The following is a 16,258-nucleotide window of genomic DNA, read 5'->3' as shown; positions in this document are numbered from 1 at the left end:
AAAAAAAGGTCACTATTTATAAAAGACCTGATTTCAAAGTGTTGAGGAAACTTTTATCCTGCAATTGTTAATTTGAACAAAATTAGATGTTAAAAATAGTGTGTTTTTTACTTTAAAAAGTTAAATTCGCTTTTTGGGTAATATTTTCGCTTTTTTTGAGTTTAAAATATTGTCTTAACTTAAAAGAGTATTCATTAAACTTTAATAGGTATGGTTTTTAGATTAATTATAGTATTGTTTTTTTTTAGTGTTGGTGTTTTTTCTCAGGAGAAATTTATCAAGCACAAAATATCAAAAGGAGAAAACCTATCTGTAATTGCTAAAAAATATGGTGTAAAAACTAAAGAGATTGAAGATGCTAATCCCAATGCGCCTAAAGTTCTAAAACTAAATTCGGTACTCTTAATCCCAAATAACAATAAAAAAGCTAGTGCAAAAAAAACTGAAATTGCTGCCAATACAACTCCTGCAATAATTTCGAATTCAGGATTGCACGAAGTAAAGGAAAAAGAAAATCTTTGGGCAATTTCAAAAAAATACAATATCTCTGTTGATGATTTAAAAAAAGCAAATCCAGCATTTGAAAGTGAAGGTCTGCAAATAGGACAGAAGCTTAATATTCCGTCTAATGCTATTGTGTCAACTGAAAAAACAAAGAAAAATCAGAGCATAGAAAAACCGGAAATAATTCCTTTCACAGATGTTGAGGTTGCGGTTGTAGTAAAACCAAAAGAAACAAAATATCTTATTGCTAAAAAATACGGAATAACGGTTGCTGAACTGGAACGCCAAAATCCATCTATCAAAAAGAAACTGCCTGTAGGCTATGTTTTAAAAATCAGGACTTCAAAAGAAAAAACCAATCAGCAGACAGAAGATCTTTCTGTTGAATCCGGAACCCGGATTGCTGAAACATCGATTACACCATCAGAAAGTACCACTAAAAATGATGAAGTGAGACCGGAAATTATACCTGCAAAAAATGTAGATGTTGTTGTTGAGGTACAGCCAAGGGAAACTAAATATGCTATTGCTAAAAAATACGGAATAACGGTTGCAGAATTGGAACGCCAAAATCCATCTATCAAAGCAAAATTGCCAGTAGGTTATGTGTTAAAAATTAATACATCAAAAGAAAAAGCAGATGCTGCCGCAGGTTTGCAAACAACTCCGGAAATCAATGATAACTCAGCAGCGGCTGTACAGGTTGCTGATAATTCAGACATCAATAAGGATACAAGTTCAGTGTTTACAGTAAGTAATCATTCAGAGTTGGTTAATCAGTTGATTATGAATGCAACTGAGAACATAGGAACCCGTTATCGATCGGGCGGAACCACAAAAGCTGGTTTTGATTGTTCCGGATTAATGATTTGTACTTTTAATAATTTCGATATAAAATTGCCAAGAAGTTCTATCGAGCAATCCCGTGTTGGTACAAAAGTAGGTACTGAAGAGGCTAAAAAAGGAGATTTGATTTTCTTTAAGACAAACGGAAGGCGCCATATAAATCATGTTGGTATGGTCGTTGAAGTTGCTGACGGAGAAATTAAATTTGTTCACTCTTCAACTCATGGTGGCGTTATCATTTCTTCTACAAAAGAGCCTTACTACCAAAGAAGTTTTTCACAGGTAAATCGTGTTCTGCAATAGATCTTAACTCTCTAAGTTAACGATGTTTTTAAATTCCTGAATAGGAAACGGTTTGCTTAAAAAACCGCTCACATAATTGTTTTCCTTTATTCTCAGGATTTCATCAGAATCTAAAGTAGATGAAAGAACGTAGATGTGAGTTTCTTTCTTAATTTCCGTACTCAGTTTATCAAACTCGTCCAAAAATTCAAAGCCATTCATTATTGGCATTTGAATGTCTAGTAAAATGATTAAGGATTGTTGTTTTTTATTTCCATTAATCCATTGCAGGCCTTCTCTGCCGTTATTAGCAATTACAATTTGATCAATATTAAGTACTTTCCTGAATAATTGTTTTATGATTAGCTGATCAATCAAATTGTCTTCAATTAATAAGAATGTAGGTTTAGATTCCATTTGAGTTCGGTATTGTTACAGTAAACTTAGTTCCAATAGTACTTTCAGAGCATACTGATATGTTTCCTTTAATATGCTCTACAGCTTCTTTTACGATATAAAGGCCTAATCCGGAACCTTTGTTCTTATTAGTCCCAAAGTACATTTCAAAAATAAAATCTTTAAATTCATCGTTAATTCCAATTCCGTTGTCAGCAATTTCAATTTTATGGCAGCCATCAGCGATATACGTCTTTATGGCGATAAACATTTCCTCTTTGCTGTTGTCGGCATATTTTATGGCATTAGAGATTAGGTTACTAATAATTATTTTCAGGCGTAATCCGTCGCTTTGGATATGATCAACTTGTAATTCTTGTGTGAAAGTAATTTTGTTTGCATTTTCGATATGCATCAATTGAGCAATTGCTTCATCAAATAATTCCTTTAAACTAACAGGTTCAACGATTACTTGTTTACGCTTGTTTTTCGAATAGTCAATGATGTCATTGATAAACTGATCCTGTTTAGCAAGACTTTGATGCATTAAATGCAAATAATCTTTAATCTGGTCAATATCATCTTCCAGTTGCGTAATTTCAATTAAGCCTTTCAATGAAGTTATGGGCGATCTTAAATCGTGGGATGCGCTATAAACAAAGCGATCTAATTCGCGGTTCACGACTATTAAATCTTCATTTTTAATTTCAGTTTCTTTTTTAGAAGCAAGAAGTCTTCGTACCATTATGGAGTAGTAGGAGCAGACACTTAAAATGATAATTAAGATAAAAACAATATTAGTAATGATTAATAGACTCTTAATTTTTCTTGTTCCTTCTCCCAAAGTATTTGAGAAGTTACGTTCATTAATAGTGAGTTTATCGCTGATATCGCTAATTTGGGATAGATATTTTTGCTGATCAGCTGCTGTCAGTACACCGTGTTCTATTTTATAATTAATTTGTGTTGCAATAACAGAGAGCTCATCTATTAAATTATCACCCTGTTCCCATTCGTGAATCGCTTTTGCTAAAAATGATATATTCTTAAAATTGACAAACAACCAGACAAGATCGTCTAAGTCATCTTTGTGATTGCGCCCAGTGGTAAATCCTTGTCGTACCACTTGATTGTCTCCGGCGGCTAAAAGTGTTCTGCGTGCAATGCCATCGCCTTGCGGAACTTTTAGCTCTTCTGTGTACAATTTCCACTGATTAGGTTCTTTAGTATACAAATAAGTAATAAGATGGCGGGAAGCGTCTTTTTGACCTTTGGAGTAATGCGATTCGCCATTGACATAAGCTCTGTTGGCAGATAATATTTTAATGGTAAAAAAGTTGATACAAATTAGCAGGGCACAGGAAATAAAAACAATTATTAAAAGGGCAAAAACGTTGGGAAGACGAAAATTTTTTAAAAATAGATTTTTAGACATCATTTTCGGGATTGTAGGTTAACGTTTTAATTTTCTGCCTTATAAAGTCTTTTTTGTTTAACTCTTTAGTATTAATAATCCTTGAGGTACAGTTATTCTACAGATAAAAAATAAACAATTGTTAATGGAATATATGGTATTTATGACTATTGTCACTTCTCTCAAATTTAATAAAAAAAGAATCTCATTTTACAAATGATCTATTTTTTCCTGTTAAATTTTTATTTATTTAAATAAAAATATCCAAAAGCCTTATTTTTAGTGCTTTACTGGTTTTGTTTTGGTTTTTCAGAGAATGTTATTAATTTATGCTCTGCAGGAATAGGCAGTCGTTAAATTTTTTTGGTACTAAGATCTAAAAGTGTAGGATGACTTTAAATCTGTTGATGGTTATTCTAGTTCATGCCAGAAATGCCCGCAACCATTTTTACATTCTGTATTGCGTCTTTCAGTGTCTGTTACTTTAAAAATCCAGAGTAATGAAGTTAGAATTTTCTTATTTTCGTTTTCAGGAAGTTCTGCTAATTTATAAAAAGCAACTCGCGTAGGGAATATTTTTAGAAGTACAATTGGAGTATAGGTCGGTTTTAAAGGAATTGTACTAATAGCATTTTGATAAGTTTCAGTATTATAATTTGTTTTCTCTGGAATAGCATTGAATATGTAATTTGTTAAAGTTGTAAAAATACTTTTAAAATTATATTCCGGATCTTCTAATAATAGCTGTATCCCAAGGTCAAAGGCTATTTTGTCCTGTGCAATTTTGTTGATTATTTCTTCTTGTTGGGACATTATATACATAAAAAGATAATTCAATTTCTATAAATTGTTGTTTCTCCTTTACTGGATTCTAATCTTTGCTAAAGTATAAAATATCTACTTGCGTTGTTTAAAAGTTAGATTTTTATTGACCCTTTTTATATTCTTGAACATCTTTAGAGCCGTCACTAAAAATTTGAATTATAGAAAGTTTATTGTTTTTTTCGATAAAAGTAACTTTTTCATCATATTGAGAGTTTCTCCATCTTCCATCAATATTAGACCAAAGAATTTTATTGCCTTCAAACTTTATTTTATAATCGAATTTTATATTATCTGACTTTCTGATATATGAGACGTAGTATAAATCTCCTTTTTTGGTTGCAGTAATTATTTTAGGTTGCTGCCCCATAATAGATGCCATAGTATATCTGGCAATATCTTCATAAGTAAAAGTCTTTAAAGTGGCTTTCTTTACTGTATTTATATTTTGAGTTTTAATCGTTTCTTTTCTTTCAGTGTGTTTCGTACCAACGTTAAGAAGCACAATTATTAATGAGGTTATAAATAATTTCATGATGTTTTGGTTCGTTATTAAATTGTTAGTGATTATTTTCGTCTAGGAGCACTTCGAGTATGAGGAGCAACATATGTCCCGTTTTTTCTTGTGTAACCTTTTACCTGAACAGTTCCTCCTGATGAAGTTTTTGTTGGGGATTTAGTATAACTATCTTTAGTATAACTGTTGCTGTTTGAATTGCTGGAAAAGATTCTATTGCTATATGCAGGATTTACAGCCCAGCCTTTAAATTTTTTCCATTTTACTTTTCTTGCTGTTTTATCACTTCTATTAATGTATGCAGAGGATCCTTTAGGAATCGTAGTTACTGATTTTTTTCCATCTTTAGAAGTGAAAATAGTAGTGTCTTCATCAATGTTTACAAAATAATAATTGGTAGCACAGGAATTAAGAATAAGTAATAACAGGATCAGTGATAATTTTTTCATTGTGATTTAATATAGAATTGCAAGTGTTAGATACTCTTATTGTATGCCAAATGTAACCAGATAAAAAACTATTATTTTATGGAAATCCGTAAACGAGATTGTTAAGCTAAATTTCTAATGAAAACAGAATTTGCGTGAGGGATAGAGGCGGTATCTCCCGATTTAGAAAAACAAGGCTTTTTAACCGTAGTTTTTATTAATTGGGAATTTAGCCGAAAGCCCGACCCGAAGGGACACGCCCAATTTATTTTAGATTGTTAGATTTTGGAATTTAGATTTTAGAATTTGACAATTTTAGGTTTAAAAGCTGTTCTCATTTAGTAATATGATCGTTCAGAATGAGGCTTTTAATAAGAATCTAAAATCAACAATCTAAAATCTAAAATTTCAGAAAAAAGTATATCTTTAACCAACCCAAAAACCAAAACCATGCAGGAAAAAGACCAGGAACATTTTAAAAGAGAACTCGGATTATTAGACGGAACCATGCTTGTGGTAGGTTCTATGATCGGATCGGGGATATTTATCGTGAGTGCCGATATCGCCAGACAAGTGGGGTCAGCCGGATGGCTAACGCTTATTTGGCTCATCTCAGGATTGATTACTATTATTGCCGCTGTAAGTTACGGCGAGCTTAGTGCGATGTTCCCCAAAGCGGGAGGACAATATGTTTACCTGAAAGAAGCGTATAATAAACTTATTGCTTTTTTGTACGGCTGGAGTTTTTTTGCTGTCATTCAGACCGGAACAATTGCTGCCGTTGGTGTAGCTTTCTCAAAGTTTGCAGCTTATCTGTATGAACCGTTAAGCGATGAAAACATTCTTTATGAATTGGGTTCTTTTAAACTTAATGCAGCTCAGATTGTTTCGATCCTAACGATTGTTTTACTAACTTTTATTAACAGCCGTGGTGTCAAAAACGGAAAAATTCTACAAACGGTCCTTACGATTATTAAAATTTTATCCTTGCTGGGTTTAATTATTTTCGGGCTAACATTGGCTGCAAAAGCTTCGGTTTGGGATGCCAACTGGGCAGATGCCTGGACAACACGTTCGTTTAATAAAGATACCAGTTCGTGGCTGCCAATTAGCGGAACGGCTTTGATTAGCGGAATTTCGGCTGCAATGGTGGGATCTTTATTTTCCAGTGATGCCTGGAATGGTGTAACCTTTATTGCAGGAGAAATTAAAAACCCGAAGCGTAACGTTGGTTTCAGTTTGTTTTTAGGAACTTTTATTGTGACTATTATTTATGTTCTGACCAATTTGATGTATTTGGCAGTGATTCCGTTAGACGAAATTGCAACGGCAAAATCTGATAGGGTGGCAGTTGTGGCTTCACAATATATCTTTGGAAATATCGGAACACTGATTATCGCCATTATGATTATGATTTCGACTTTTGCGTGTAATAACGGATTAATCATGGCGGGAGCAAGAGTATATTATACAATGGCAACGGATGGTTTATTCTTTAAAAAAGCAGCTGTTCTAAATAAATTCAGTGTACCATCATGGGCTTTATGGGCGCAATGTATCTGGGCTTCGGCTTTGTGTCTGACAGGGAAATACGGAGATTTATTAGATTTCGTAATCATCATTGTTTTGATTTTTTACATCCTGACTATCTACGGAATTTTTATTTTACGCAAAAAAATGCCGCATGTAGAAAGACCTTATAAAGCTTTTGGATATCCGTTTTTGCCTTTGTTATATATCGTAATTGCAAGTGCAGTTTGTATTTCGTTATTAATCACAAAATTCTCGACTTGTGGTTGGGGAGTTTTGATAATGCTAACAGGAATTCCGGTATATTACTTGACGAAACCAAAAGAACAGTAAGAATGGACAAAGGTTCAGAGGAACAAAGGTTCAAAGTTTAATTTTGCCCACGGGTTTTACGGATTAAACAGATTTACGCAGGTTTTCTTTTTACTTTACTTAATTTGCTTCAAATATAAAATGCCTTGTTTATAGCAAGGTATTTTTTGTGCTCTATTTTTAGTAATAAAAAATCCGTGTAAATCCGTTTAATCCGCCAAATCTTTGGGCTAAAAAAAAAGACACTACCAATTGCCAAAGCAAAAAATGTAGTGTCTTAAATGTAAATAATCTAATGAATGTTAATGACAATTATGCCATTTCAGTTTCAAGAGAAGATTTTATAGATGAATTAATAATGGACAAAGTAAGCGGGTCTGATTCTCCGGAGAAAAAAGCTTCTAATACTTCCTGAAATACAGGATTTGTATTTTCTGTTAAAGAAAATAAAGTCATAGAAGAACGTAATTTACGCGCATCCAGATCTCCTAAAATTCCGTCTGCTGATTTTCTTTTAAAAGTCAAAAACAGTTCAGAAATCTCTATAAGATGTTTTCCTAAAATAGGATGTTCCAGGAATTCAGTTGCTTCTTTTAGATCGTTAATGGCGTAATAATTCGCAGTATCGCTCTTGCCTAATCCTTTAATCTGAGGAAAAATGAACCACATCCAGTGAGTCTCTTTTTTTCCTTTTTTGATTTCAGAAAGAGCAGTAAGATAAAGTTTGTTTTGCGCATCTAAGAAACGCAATAAATCATTGTTTGAGTGAGCCATTTTGGTAATGTATATATAAAAAAAGGTTGCAAAAGTAGTAAAAAAGATAGGTTCTGCCTAATAAAAGGTTCATGTACTGAGTATTTTAACTTTTAGAGGAGGAATTTTCCTCGTCGTTTTGTAATCAAAAAAAACTCATTTTGAGTGGTTTATAATCATTCACTTCGTTTAGTTCTTCTAAAGGTTAAATTGATTCTTGGCAATACATTTTTGGCTGTTTTAGGAACCTGATGCTGCCAGAAACTATTGGTTGTTCCTGCCATCAATAAAAAGGATCCGTGATGCAAAGGAATTTCTACCTGGGGAATCTCTTTACGGAATTTATGACGCAACCGAAACATTCTGGTTTCACCAAAAGTTACCGAAGCAATAATCGGGTTTGGGCCTGAATTATGTTCTTTATCGCTGTGCCACGAAACACCATCATTCCCGTCCCGATATAAATTGAGTAACAGACTATTAAAATCAAGCTGAGTTTCTCTTTCAACCCGGCCTCTGATAGTCAACAGTTCATACGTCCAGTTAGGGCCGTTCTGATCTGCCCCAACATTATCTTTGTCTTCGTACCAGGAAATCATTCGGGGAGCAGTAACAATTTTATCATACATTTCCATTTCATATTCTCTCCATTTGGTTTGATGAAGTAGTTTTTCATAAAAACGATCAGATTCTTCTTTGCTGAAGAAATTATCGATCAAAATAAGTTCTGCATCAGGCAGGTCAAATATTTTTTTTCCTGCTAAACCTGTGGCAAATAATTCGGTATCGCTAAATAGTGTCATTGTTCAGTTATTTTGTGTCAATTTCAATCCATACCGGAGCATGGTCGCTTGTTTTTTCCCATCCCCGTACATGGCGGTCAACTCCTCCGGAAATTAGTTTTTTTGCTAGTTGCGGACTTAGTAAAAAATGATCAATTCTAAGTCCTGCGTCCCGTTCGTAAGCCTTTCTGAAATAATCCCAAAAAGTGTAAATTTTCTCATTAGGATATAAAGTTCGAATCGCATCTGTCCATCCCTGAGAAACAATATCCTTGAAAGCTTTTCGTACTTGAGGCAAAAAAAGTGCATCATTTGCCCATTTCTCAGGTTTATAAACATCTAGTTCTGTTGGCATCACATTATAATCTCCAACCAATATTACCGGAATTTTTAAACTCAAAAGCGTTGCTGCACGATCAGCCAGACGATCAAACCATTTTAGTTTATATTCTAATTTTGGTCCTGGCGCAGGATTTCCGTTTGGGAGATAAAGACATGCAATTACAATTCCGTTTATCAAAGCTTCGATATACCGACTTTGAACATCTTCGTCGTCTCCCGGAAGAACGCGCGTTACTTCCTCAATCGCCATATTACGCGCCAGAATCGCAACGCCATTCCATTGTTTCTGTCCGTGCCAAATCGCATTGTAACCGGCATCATTAATTGCTTTAACAGGGAAATTATCCTGTGGCGCTTTTAATTCCTGAAGGCATACAATATCCGGATTAGTTTCTTCAAGCCATTTCAGTAATACGTTTAAGCGTCCGTTGACCCCGTTGACGTTATAAGTTGCTATTTTCATAGTAGATTTAATTAGGTTGTATTATTAAATTTACAGCTTTTTGCGCCTTTATAATTACATAAAATCATATCCTTATTTCATAAACTGTTTGTTAAAGAATACTTTACGCGGATTTTTTTCTGCGTAAGCAAAAATCAACTGCACAATGTATTGATTGCTTTTATAAGGCGTAGTATAATTTTTTACTTCTGACGGATCCGTAATTGCAACATCATATGGAATATATCCCATACCATAAAAATGACCATTTTCGATCCAGATACAACTGCGTTCGTGTGATGATCTTCCTTTTTCTATGATCGCAAATGTGGGTCTGTTGTTTAATAAAAATTCGATAGCATTGTCGACTTGCTCATTATGGATCGCGGCATCCGGCAAATCTGTTATATCATTATTTTGAAATATTTCACCGTCCTGAGGTCTTAAATATTTGCAAAACCTATAATCGATTTCAAATTGTTCTGCCAGGCTTCGCAGCATATTTGTTCCTTCGTGTATACTGCTAAAATGTTCAATACACGATTGAAATTTATTGAGTTTTCCAATTGCCAGATATTTGTATCCGTTGCGGGCTTCATATTGATAAAGTCCGTATTTAGGTTCAAAACGTTTTAAAGCCCTGTTATAAGTGGGCCAAAGGTGCTTGATTTCGGTACATTCTAAAAGTAGCGCCATTAATTCGTTGCCACAGACTTCAAAAGAAATAGAATGTATGTCCCTTAAAAAATGCTGTCTTTGCGGATTGATCTTATGACCGCTAAAATGAGAGGCAACGCGTTTTTTTAAGTTGATGGCTTTTCCAACATAAATTACCTTTTTGACCTCATTATAAAAATAATAGACACCGGGTTTCTCCGGTAAATTATTAAAATCGTCAGGCGGAAGATTAGGCGGTAATCGCTGATCTAGTGATGTTGCTTTGATCATTTTTTCGATATGACCTTCATCATCCCATTTGAGTAATCGTGAAAATAATATGGCGGTTGCATCTGCATCACCACCGGCACGATGCCTGTTTTCTAAAGAAATATCCAATGAATTACAAAGATTCCCTAAACTATAAGATCCTAAACCGGGTCTGATTTTTCGTGCCGCACGAACGGTACATAACTTTCTGGCTGTCCATTTAAAACCCGCTTGTTCGAGTTGATGGCGAACAAACGAATAATCAAAGTTGACATTATGGGCAACGAAAACACGATCAGTAAGCATTTCCAACACTTTATCTGAAATATCATCAAATATTGGTGCATTAGCTACCATTTCATTATTGATTCCTGTTAAGGCAAAAATCGAAATAGGTATTTCTTTTTCAGGATTCACAAGCGTTTCATAACGATCAATCACGTTTTCTCCGTCATGAATGATGATCGCAATTTCTGTAATGCGGCTGCCACTGGCGTTTCCACCAGTGGTTTCGATATCTACTATGGCATATTCTTGCTTTTTCATCTCTTTAATATAACGTAATTTCTTCTTGTGTCGTTTAAATGTTTAACACATAGAAACATAGATTTAATTTTTAAATATAAGATCCTTTTATAAAATCATGATTTTCTCACATAGTTATGTGTATTTAGACAAGTGAAACGTCTTTTTTATTATTTTAAAACTATGTTTCTATGTGTTTAAAAATTATGTTCAACGATTTTTAGTTTTGAAATTTCATTCGGTGTCTGGGTAAATTAATTTCATGTCCTTGCGGATAGGGTTCCCGATGCGTAGGACTCACATCCTCCTTGATCAAACGCTGTGTTTTATATTGATCTTTAGCATCCATATAACGCGGATCAGGAATAAAAGGCATCTTGGCCATTTTGGTAATCGTGATCGTTGGGAAATGATAATCGACCTCGACAGTTCCTAAAAGCAGGTAACAACCTCCGCCCTGAAAAGGAAATTGTGCCAGACAATCCGGAAAATGAGCTGTATCAAAATAAGTGCCTTCGTGATCGATCCAGGTTCCGAAATACATATTACCTTTTTTTGTGGGAACTTGTTTTCTGGAAATCAGATACGCCAGCATACGGACTTGTTTTTTATGATGAATCACTAAATCTTTGGCCATAATATCGCCACGATGTTTGGTTTGAAGCAAATCAAAAACGGTACAGGATACGGGGAAACTCAGTAATTCGATTTCATCAAAAGCATCTTCATATAAAGAACGTTCTAAAGTTGGGAGCTTGTACTCTTTTACAGGTTCCTGCAGCAGCATCAAACTTCTGTTTTCGGGTTTGAAATTGTTTAAAAGTAAACTGGCAACGACCAAAAGCTGATTTTTGGTTTTTCCTGTAAAACGAAAAGCATCTATAAAAATCAGGATTTTCATGCTCTCAATCCCAATTGGAATGCGATTGATGAAATCTTCCAAAGAAAGAAAATCTCCATTCTTATCCCGATCCGATTCGATTAAATGAGCCGTTTTAGATTCTAAACTCTGCAAATGCATAAAACCGAGATAAATATCAGTTCCGTACACCGTAGTTTGATATTCACTTTTATTCACACACGGATTAAGAACTGTTCCGCCAGACATTCGGGCTTCATGTATATACACTTCGGTTCTGTAAAAGCCACCCTGATTGTTGATTACCGCTGTCATAAATTCTACAGGATAATTGATCTTGAGATATAAACTCTGATAACTCTCAACAGCGTAAGAAGCTGAGTGCGCTTTGCAAAACGAAAACCCGGCAAAGGATTCAATTTGGCGGTAAATTTCCTGACTTAGTGCTTCAGGATGTCCTTTCTCTGCACAACAGGCAAAAAAGTTATCTTTTACTTTTTGTAAAGCCTCCATAGAACGGCCTTTTCCCGACATGGCGCGACGCAGGATATCACCATCAGGGGCGGGCAGTCCTCCGTAATGCTGAGCAATTTTAATCACATCTTCCTGATACACCATAATCCCGTAGGTTTCGCCAAGATGTTCCTTAAAAACCTCATGAAAATATTGAAACTGATCCGGATTATTATGACGAAAAATATACTCTTTCATCATTCCGGATTGTGCTACGCCGGGACGAATAATAGAAGAAGCAGCAACTAAGATCTTATAATTATCACAATTCAATCGACGTAATAATCCGCGCATAGCAGGGCTTTCGATATAAAAACAGCCAATAGTTTTGCCTTGTGCCAAATGAACATTACAAACTGCTTCATCTTTTGAGATCGAAGTATTGCGAATATCCACTTTAATCCCTCGGTTTTTCTCAATGAGTTTTACGCTGTCATCAATATGACCAATACCACGCTGACTCAGAATATCGAATTTATCAAAACCAATTTCTTCTGCAATGTGCATATCGAAAAGTACGATAGGAAATCCTTTCGGAGGCATTTCCAGCGGCGTATAATCCGTAATTGGTTCTTCAGAAATGATAATTCCGCAAGCGTGCATACTTCGCTGATTTGGATATTTATTCATCATCAGGCTGTATTCCTGAACTAGTTTTACAATAGAATTGGTTTCGTGTAAGGCCATAGGATTTTTGGCCAGCATATCCAGTTCTTCTTTCGGAAGACCAAAAACTTTTCCGACTTCCCTAAAAATTGAACGGTGTTTGAACTCGACATTGGTGCCACAAAAAGCAACATGGTCTTTTCCGTATTTATTGAAGATATATTCTAAAATGGTATTACGTTCTTTCCAGCTCCAGTCAATATCAAAATCAGGAGGGCTTTTTCGATTTAAATTTAAAAAACGCTCAAAATACAGATCAAGTTCAATTGGACAGATATCGGTAATTCCGAGACAATAGGCAATAATGCTGTTGGCACCGCTTCCACGCCCGATGTGCATGAATCCCTGACTGTTGCTGTATCTGACAATGTCCCAAGTGATTAAAAAATAACCACTGAATTGTAATTCGTCAATAACTTTTAGTTCTTTTTCTACACGTTTTCGAGCAATTGTGTTTTCTTTTTCATAACGCCATTCAAAACCTTTTTCGGCCAATTCTGTTAGTTTTTTGAGATCACTCTCGCGACTTCCGGTAAAGAATTTTTTATTTCTTTTAATTGAGAAATCATATTGAAAATTACAAGAATCGATTATTCTTTGCGTGTTGGCAATGATTTCAGGATAACTTTCATAAAATGGTAAAAGCGATTCTGGCGGGAGCATTTTCTCAGAAGTTTTACAATAATCAGTTTCTGTAAGTCTCGATAAAATGATATTCGTATCAATCGCTCGTAGAATTTTATGCAGATTAAATTCTCTTTTATTGCTAAAAGTCACTGATTGCAACACCACCATTTTGGCTATTTTGTTTTTATGTTCCGAAGTAAGAAGTCTTAAAACTTCATCCGGACGAATTCCGATAAATTCATTTTCGCGAAGAAATTCAGGAGCATTTTCTAAAGTATAAATCACAAAAACCGAATCAAATTCCGGAGCAATCAATGGCAAAGATTCTCCGCTGAAATTATGATCCGTCAAAAAACGATTCATTTCGCCAAGTCCGCTGGCATTTTTGGCTAAGCCGATATATCGAAATTCATGATTAAATCGAAATTCCATTCCCACAAGAGGTTTAATTCCTTTGGATTCGCAAGCTCTCATAAAATCGTAAATTCCGGTAACGGTATTAATATCAGTAAGTGCCATAGCTTTTACACCATACAAGACGGCTTGCTCAACGAGTTTGTCGAGAGGAATTGTGCCGTAACGCAGAGAATGAAAAGAATGACAATTGAGATACATGATTTATTTGATACGTTTTAAAATTTCATCTTTATTATTAGGTTTAAAAGAAGCTCCGGCGCAACGCATGACAGCATCAAAACCATAACGGCTTTTCATTTTATCCATCGCGGCATAAAGCGAAAGCATTTCCTCGGTATCTTCAAAAAGATCAATTTGATACGTTCCGCGAACCAATCCACTAAAGCGAATACCAATCAGGCGCAATCGCATTCGGCGCTGATATACTTTATCAAATAATTCCATCACATTTTTGGTCAGGATATGATCTGCTGAAGTATAAGCTATTTTACATTGTTTGGTTTCGGTATCAAAATTGGCGTAGCGTATTTTAACCGTAATGGTCGAGGTTAACCATTGCTCAGATCGCAATTGAAAAGCCAGTTTTTCGACCATGCCTATTAATATCGATTTTAGCATGATAATATCGATCGTGTCCTGAGAAAAAGTATGTTCGGTTGAAATTGATTTTCTTTCGGTATAAGGTTCTACAGGCGTATGATCTATTCCGTTGGCTTTTTTCCAGATGTCCAGACCGTTTTTACCAATCATTTGTTGTAAAACTTCGGGAGGCATTTCAGATAAAGTCTGAATTTTGCGAACGCCAATTCGGGATAAGAGCTGAAAAGTGACATTCCCCACCATAGGTATTTTCTGTATCGACAACGGATTCAAAAAAGACTGTACATTGCCTTCTGGAATTTCTAAATTTCCTTTTGGTTTGCCTTCGCCAGTGGCAATTTTAGAAACAGTTTTGTTAACAGATAACGAAAAACTAATAGGCAATCCGGTTTCTTTAATAACAGATTGTGCCAATTCATCTGTCCATTTGTAACTGCCGTGAAATTTGTCCATTCCGGTAATGTCAAGATAAAATTCATCGATACTGGCTTTTTCCATTATCGGTGCTTTTTCCTGAATCACTTGCGTAACATCATGTGACAATCGAGAATATAATTCCATATCGCCTTTGATAATTTTGGCTTGCGGACAAAGTTTCATCGCCATGTGAATAGGCATCGCAGAGCGTACTCCAAATTTTCTGGCTTCATACGAACATGAGGCTACAACACCACGATCGCCACCGCCAATAATAAGCGGAATACCACTTAATTCTGAGTTGGTTAGTCTCTCGCAGGATACAAAAAAGGTATCCAAATCCATGTGTACAATTGCCCTTGCCATTTCCTTGTTTTTGTATGAAACAAAATTAGTACAGATGATAACATTTTTTTGTATATTTGTTGTTCCAAATTATAACAAATTAATTATGTCCTTATTTTCAGATAACATCAGAGCATTGAGGGTTAAGCATAAAATATCTCAGGAGAAATTAGCTGAAAACCTTAGAATTACCCGAGGAAGATACGTTAAATACGAAGATGGAACCTCCGAAGCGCCATATGATATTTTAAAGCAGATTGCTTTGTATTTTCATATGAGTATTGATTTATTATTGTCTGTCGATATACGTAAAATCAATATAGAAAACCTGATAAAACTAGAAGGCAACCGACTTATTTTACCCATACAAGTAGATAGTTTTGGGGAGAATTATATCGAAATTGTATCTCAAAAAGCAAAAGCAGGATATCTAAACGGATATGCCGATCCCGAATATATCGAGAGTCTGCAGCAGGTTTCGCTTCCGTTTTTAGGACCGGGAAAACACCGCGGATTTCCTGTAGAAGGCGATTCGATGCCGCCACATGAAGACGGATCTATTATTATTGGCCGTTATGTCGAAAGGCTGGGAGAGGTGATGGATGGTAGAACCTATATCCTGATTACCAAAAATGAAGGAATGGTGTACAAACGTCTCAACAAAAACAAAAAGAATGCGTTGGTTTTGGAATCAGACAATCGTTTTTATCCGAATTACGAAGTAAAAGCCTCAGATATTTTAGAAATCTGGGAATACGAATGCAACATTGGCCGAAGCGATAAACGCCATGAACAGACAGAATCTCAAAGTATGAAAGATTTGCTTCTAGAAGTGAAAAGAGAGGTTATGGAGATTAAGAATAATACTTCGAATACTTAGAAAAGTTTTTTGTTGCAGATTTGAAGCATTTTTTTTCGCCGCGAATTCACGAATTATTTTAAATTAAAATTCGTGAATTCGTGGCTGAAAAATCTAGACAAAGTCATTAAAA

The 16,258-nt window shown here is 35.1% G+C and carries 14 protein-coding genes; 3 read left to right on the top strand and 11 right to left on the bottom strand.

Translation table 11 applies throughout. The annotated features are described in order from the left end of the window. The first annotated feature begins 210 nt into the window (after positions 1-210). Entirely contained in the window at positions 211-1,653 is a 1,443-nt protein-coding gene (locus tag B0A67_RS20960) for a C40 family peptidase (RefSeq protein WP_072965023.1), read from the top strand. 3 nt (positions 1,654-1,656) lie between these two features. Here B0A67_RS20960 and B0A67_RS20955 read toward each other — a convergent pair whose 3' ends face one another. The 5 genes from B0A67_RS20955 to B0A67_RS20935 all read right to left on the bottom strand — a co-directional run bounded on the left by B0A67_RS20955 (position 1,657) and on the right by B0A67_RS20935 (position 5,230). Beyond that, positions 1,657-2,049, bottom strand: a complete 393-nt coding sequence (locus tag B0A67_RS20955) for a response regulator (RefSeq protein ID WP_072965022.1) — start codon at positions 2,047-2,049, stop codon at positions 1,657-1,659. After that, a complete protein-coding gene (locus tag B0A67_RS20950) occupies positions 2,039-3,466 on the bottom strand; it encodes a sensor histidine kinase (protein ID WP_242671003.1) in 1,428 nt (475 codons plus the stop codon). Before B0A67_RS20950 ends, B0A67_RS20955 begins: the two co-directional genes overlap by 11 nt. 387 nt (positions 3,467-3,853) lie before the next feature. Then, the gene (locus tag B0A67_RS20945; RefSeq protein WP_123887445.1) at positions 3,854-4,264 is read right to left on the bottom strand and encodes a DUF5958 family protein; all 411 of its coding nucleotides are present in this window, start codon (positions 4,262-4,264) and stop codon (positions 3,854-3,856) included. 103 nt (positions 4,265-4,367) lie between these two features. Beyond that, positions 4,368-4,799, bottom strand: a complete 432-nt coding sequence (locus tag B0A67_RS20940) for a hypothetical protein (protein WP_072965019.1) — start codon at positions 4,797-4,799, stop codon at positions 4,368-4,370. Between the two features lie 32 nt (positions 4,800-4,831). After that, entirely contained in the window at positions 4,832-5,230 is a 399-nt protein-coding gene (locus tag B0A67_RS20935; protein WP_072965018.1) for a hypothetical protein, read from the bottom strand. Positions 5,231-5,659: 429 nt separating this feature from the next. On the opposite strand from B0A67_RS20935, the gene B0A67_RS20930 reads away from it, so the two are divergent. Next, positions 5,660-7,072 (top strand): APC family permease, encoded by a 1,413-nt coding sequence (locus B0A67_RS20930; protein ID WP_072965017.1) that lies wholly within the window; start codon positions 5,660-5,662, stop codon positions 7,070-7,072. Positions 7,073-7,363: 291 nt separating this feature from the next. Here the strand turns inward: B0A67_RS20930 and B0A67_RS20925 are convergent, their stop codons facing one another. From B0A67_RS20925 to dinB, 6 genes are all read right to left on the bottom strand, one after another. Further along, positions 7,364-7,825, bottom strand: coding sequence for a DUF1810 domain-containing protein (locus B0A67_RS20925; protein ID WP_072965016.1), 462 nt, complete (start codon positions 7,823-7,825; stop codon positions 7,364-7,366). 155 nt (positions 7,826-7,980) lie between these two features. Further along, entirely contained in the window at positions 7,981-8,607 is a 627-nt protein-coding gene (locus B0A67_RS20920) for an alpha-ketoglutarate-dependent dioxygenase AlkB family protein (protein WP_072965015.1), read from the bottom strand. Between the two features lie 7 nt (positions 8,608-8,614). Further along, positions 8,615-9,391: an exodeoxyribonuclease III gene (gene xth, locus B0A67_RS20915; protein WP_072965014.1), complete on the bottom strand. Its 777-nt coding sequence runs from the start codon at positions 9,389-9,391 to the stop codon at positions 8,615-8,617. A gap of 72 nt (positions 9,392-9,463) precedes the next feature. Then, complete coding sequence (locus tag B0A67_RS20910) at positions 9,464-10,843, bottom strand: exonuclease domain-containing protein (RefSeq protein ID WP_072965013.1); 1,380 nt, start codon at positions 10,841-10,843, stop codon at positions 9,464-9,466. A 199-nt stretch (positions 10,844-11,042) separates the two neighbouring features. Beyond that, positions 11,043-14,102 carry a DNA polymerase III subunit alpha gene (locus tag B0A67_RS20905; protein ID WP_072965012.1) on the bottom strand — a complete coding sequence of 1,020 codons (3,060 nt, stop codon included), beginning with the start codon at positions 14,100-14,102 and terminating at the stop codon, positions 11,043-11,045. 3 nt (positions 14,103-14,105) lie between these two features. Continuing rightward, entirely contained in the window at positions 14,106-15,287 is a 1,182-nt protein-coding gene (gene dinB / locus B0A67_RS20900) for a DNA polymerase IV (RefSeq protein ID WP_072965011.1), read from the bottom strand. Between the two features lie 85 nt (positions 15,288-15,372). Here dinB and B0A67_RS20895 point away from each other — a divergent pair, with 85 nt between their 5' ends. Then, positions 15,373-16,146, top strand: coding sequence for an XRE family transcriptional regulator (locus tag B0A67_RS20895; protein ID WP_072965029.1), 774 nt, complete (start codon positions 15,373-15,375; stop codon positions 16,144-16,146). Positions 16,147-16,258: the final 112 nt, after the last annotated feature.

Source organism: Flavobacterium aquidurense, assembly GCF_002217195.1.
GTDB classification, from domain to species: domain Bacteria; phylum Bacteroidota; class Bacteroidia; order Flavobacteriales; family Flavobacteriaceae; genus Flavobacterium; species Flavobacterium frigidimaris.
This window is presented reverse-complemented; position numbering and strand designations above follow the sequence as displayed.

Excerpts from the sequence above, each read along its gene's own strand:
- B0A67_RS20960 (WP_072965023.1), top strand. The coding sequence starts at position 211 with ATGGTTTTTAGATTAATTATAGTATTGTTTTTTTTTAGTGTTGGTGTT.
- B0A67_RS20955 (WP_072965022.1), bottom strand. The coding sequence starts at position 2,049 with ATGGAATCTAAACCTACATTCTTATTAATTGAAGACAATTTGATTGAT.
- B0A67_RS20950 (WP_242671003.1), bottom strand. The coding sequence starts at position 3,466 with ATGATGTCTAAAAATCTATTTTTAAAAAATTTTCGTCTTCCCAACGTT.
- B0A67_RS20945 (WP_123887445.1), bottom strand. The coding sequence starts at position 4,264 with ATGTATATAATGTCCCAACAAGAAGAAATAATCAACAAAATTGCACAG.
- B0A67_RS20940 (WP_072965019.1), bottom strand. The coding sequence starts at position 4,799 with ATGAAATTATTTATAACCTCATTAATAATTGTGCTTCTTAACGTTGGT.
- B0A67_RS20935 (WP_072965018.1), bottom strand. The coding sequence starts at position 5,230 with ATGAAAAAATTATCACTGATCCTGTTATTACTTATTCTTAATTCCTGT.
- B0A67_RS20930 (WP_072965017.1), top strand. The coding sequence starts at position 5,660 with ATGCAGGAAAAAGACCAGGAACATTTTAAAAGAGAACTCGGATTATTA.
- B0A67_RS20925 (WP_072965016.1), bottom strand. The coding sequence starts at position 7,825 with ATGGCTCACTCAAACAATGATTTATTGCGTTTCTTAGATGCGCAAAAC.
- B0A67_RS20920 (WP_072965015.1), bottom strand. The coding sequence starts at position 8,607 with ATGACACTATTTAGCGATACCGAATTATTTGCCACAGGTTTAGCAGGA.
- xth (WP_072965014.1), bottom strand. The coding sequence starts at position 9,391 with ATGAAAATAGCAACTTATAACGTCAACGGGGTCAACGGACGCTTAAAC.
- B0A67_RS20910 (WP_072965013.1), bottom strand. The coding sequence starts at position 10,843 with ATGAAAAAGCAAGAATATGCCATAGTAGATATCGAAACCACTGGTGGA.
- B0A67_RS20905 (WP_072965012.1), bottom strand. The coding sequence starts at position 14,102 with ATGTATCTCAATTGTCATTCTTTTCATTCTCTGCGTTACGGCACAATT.
- dinB (WP_072965011.1), bottom strand. The coding sequence starts at position 15,287 with ATGGCAAGGGCAATTGTACACATGGATTTGGATACCTTTTTTGTATCC.
- B0A67_RS20895 (WP_072965029.1), top strand. The coding sequence starts at position 15,373 with ATGTCCTTATTTTCAGATAACATCAGAGCATTGAGGGTTAAGCATAAA.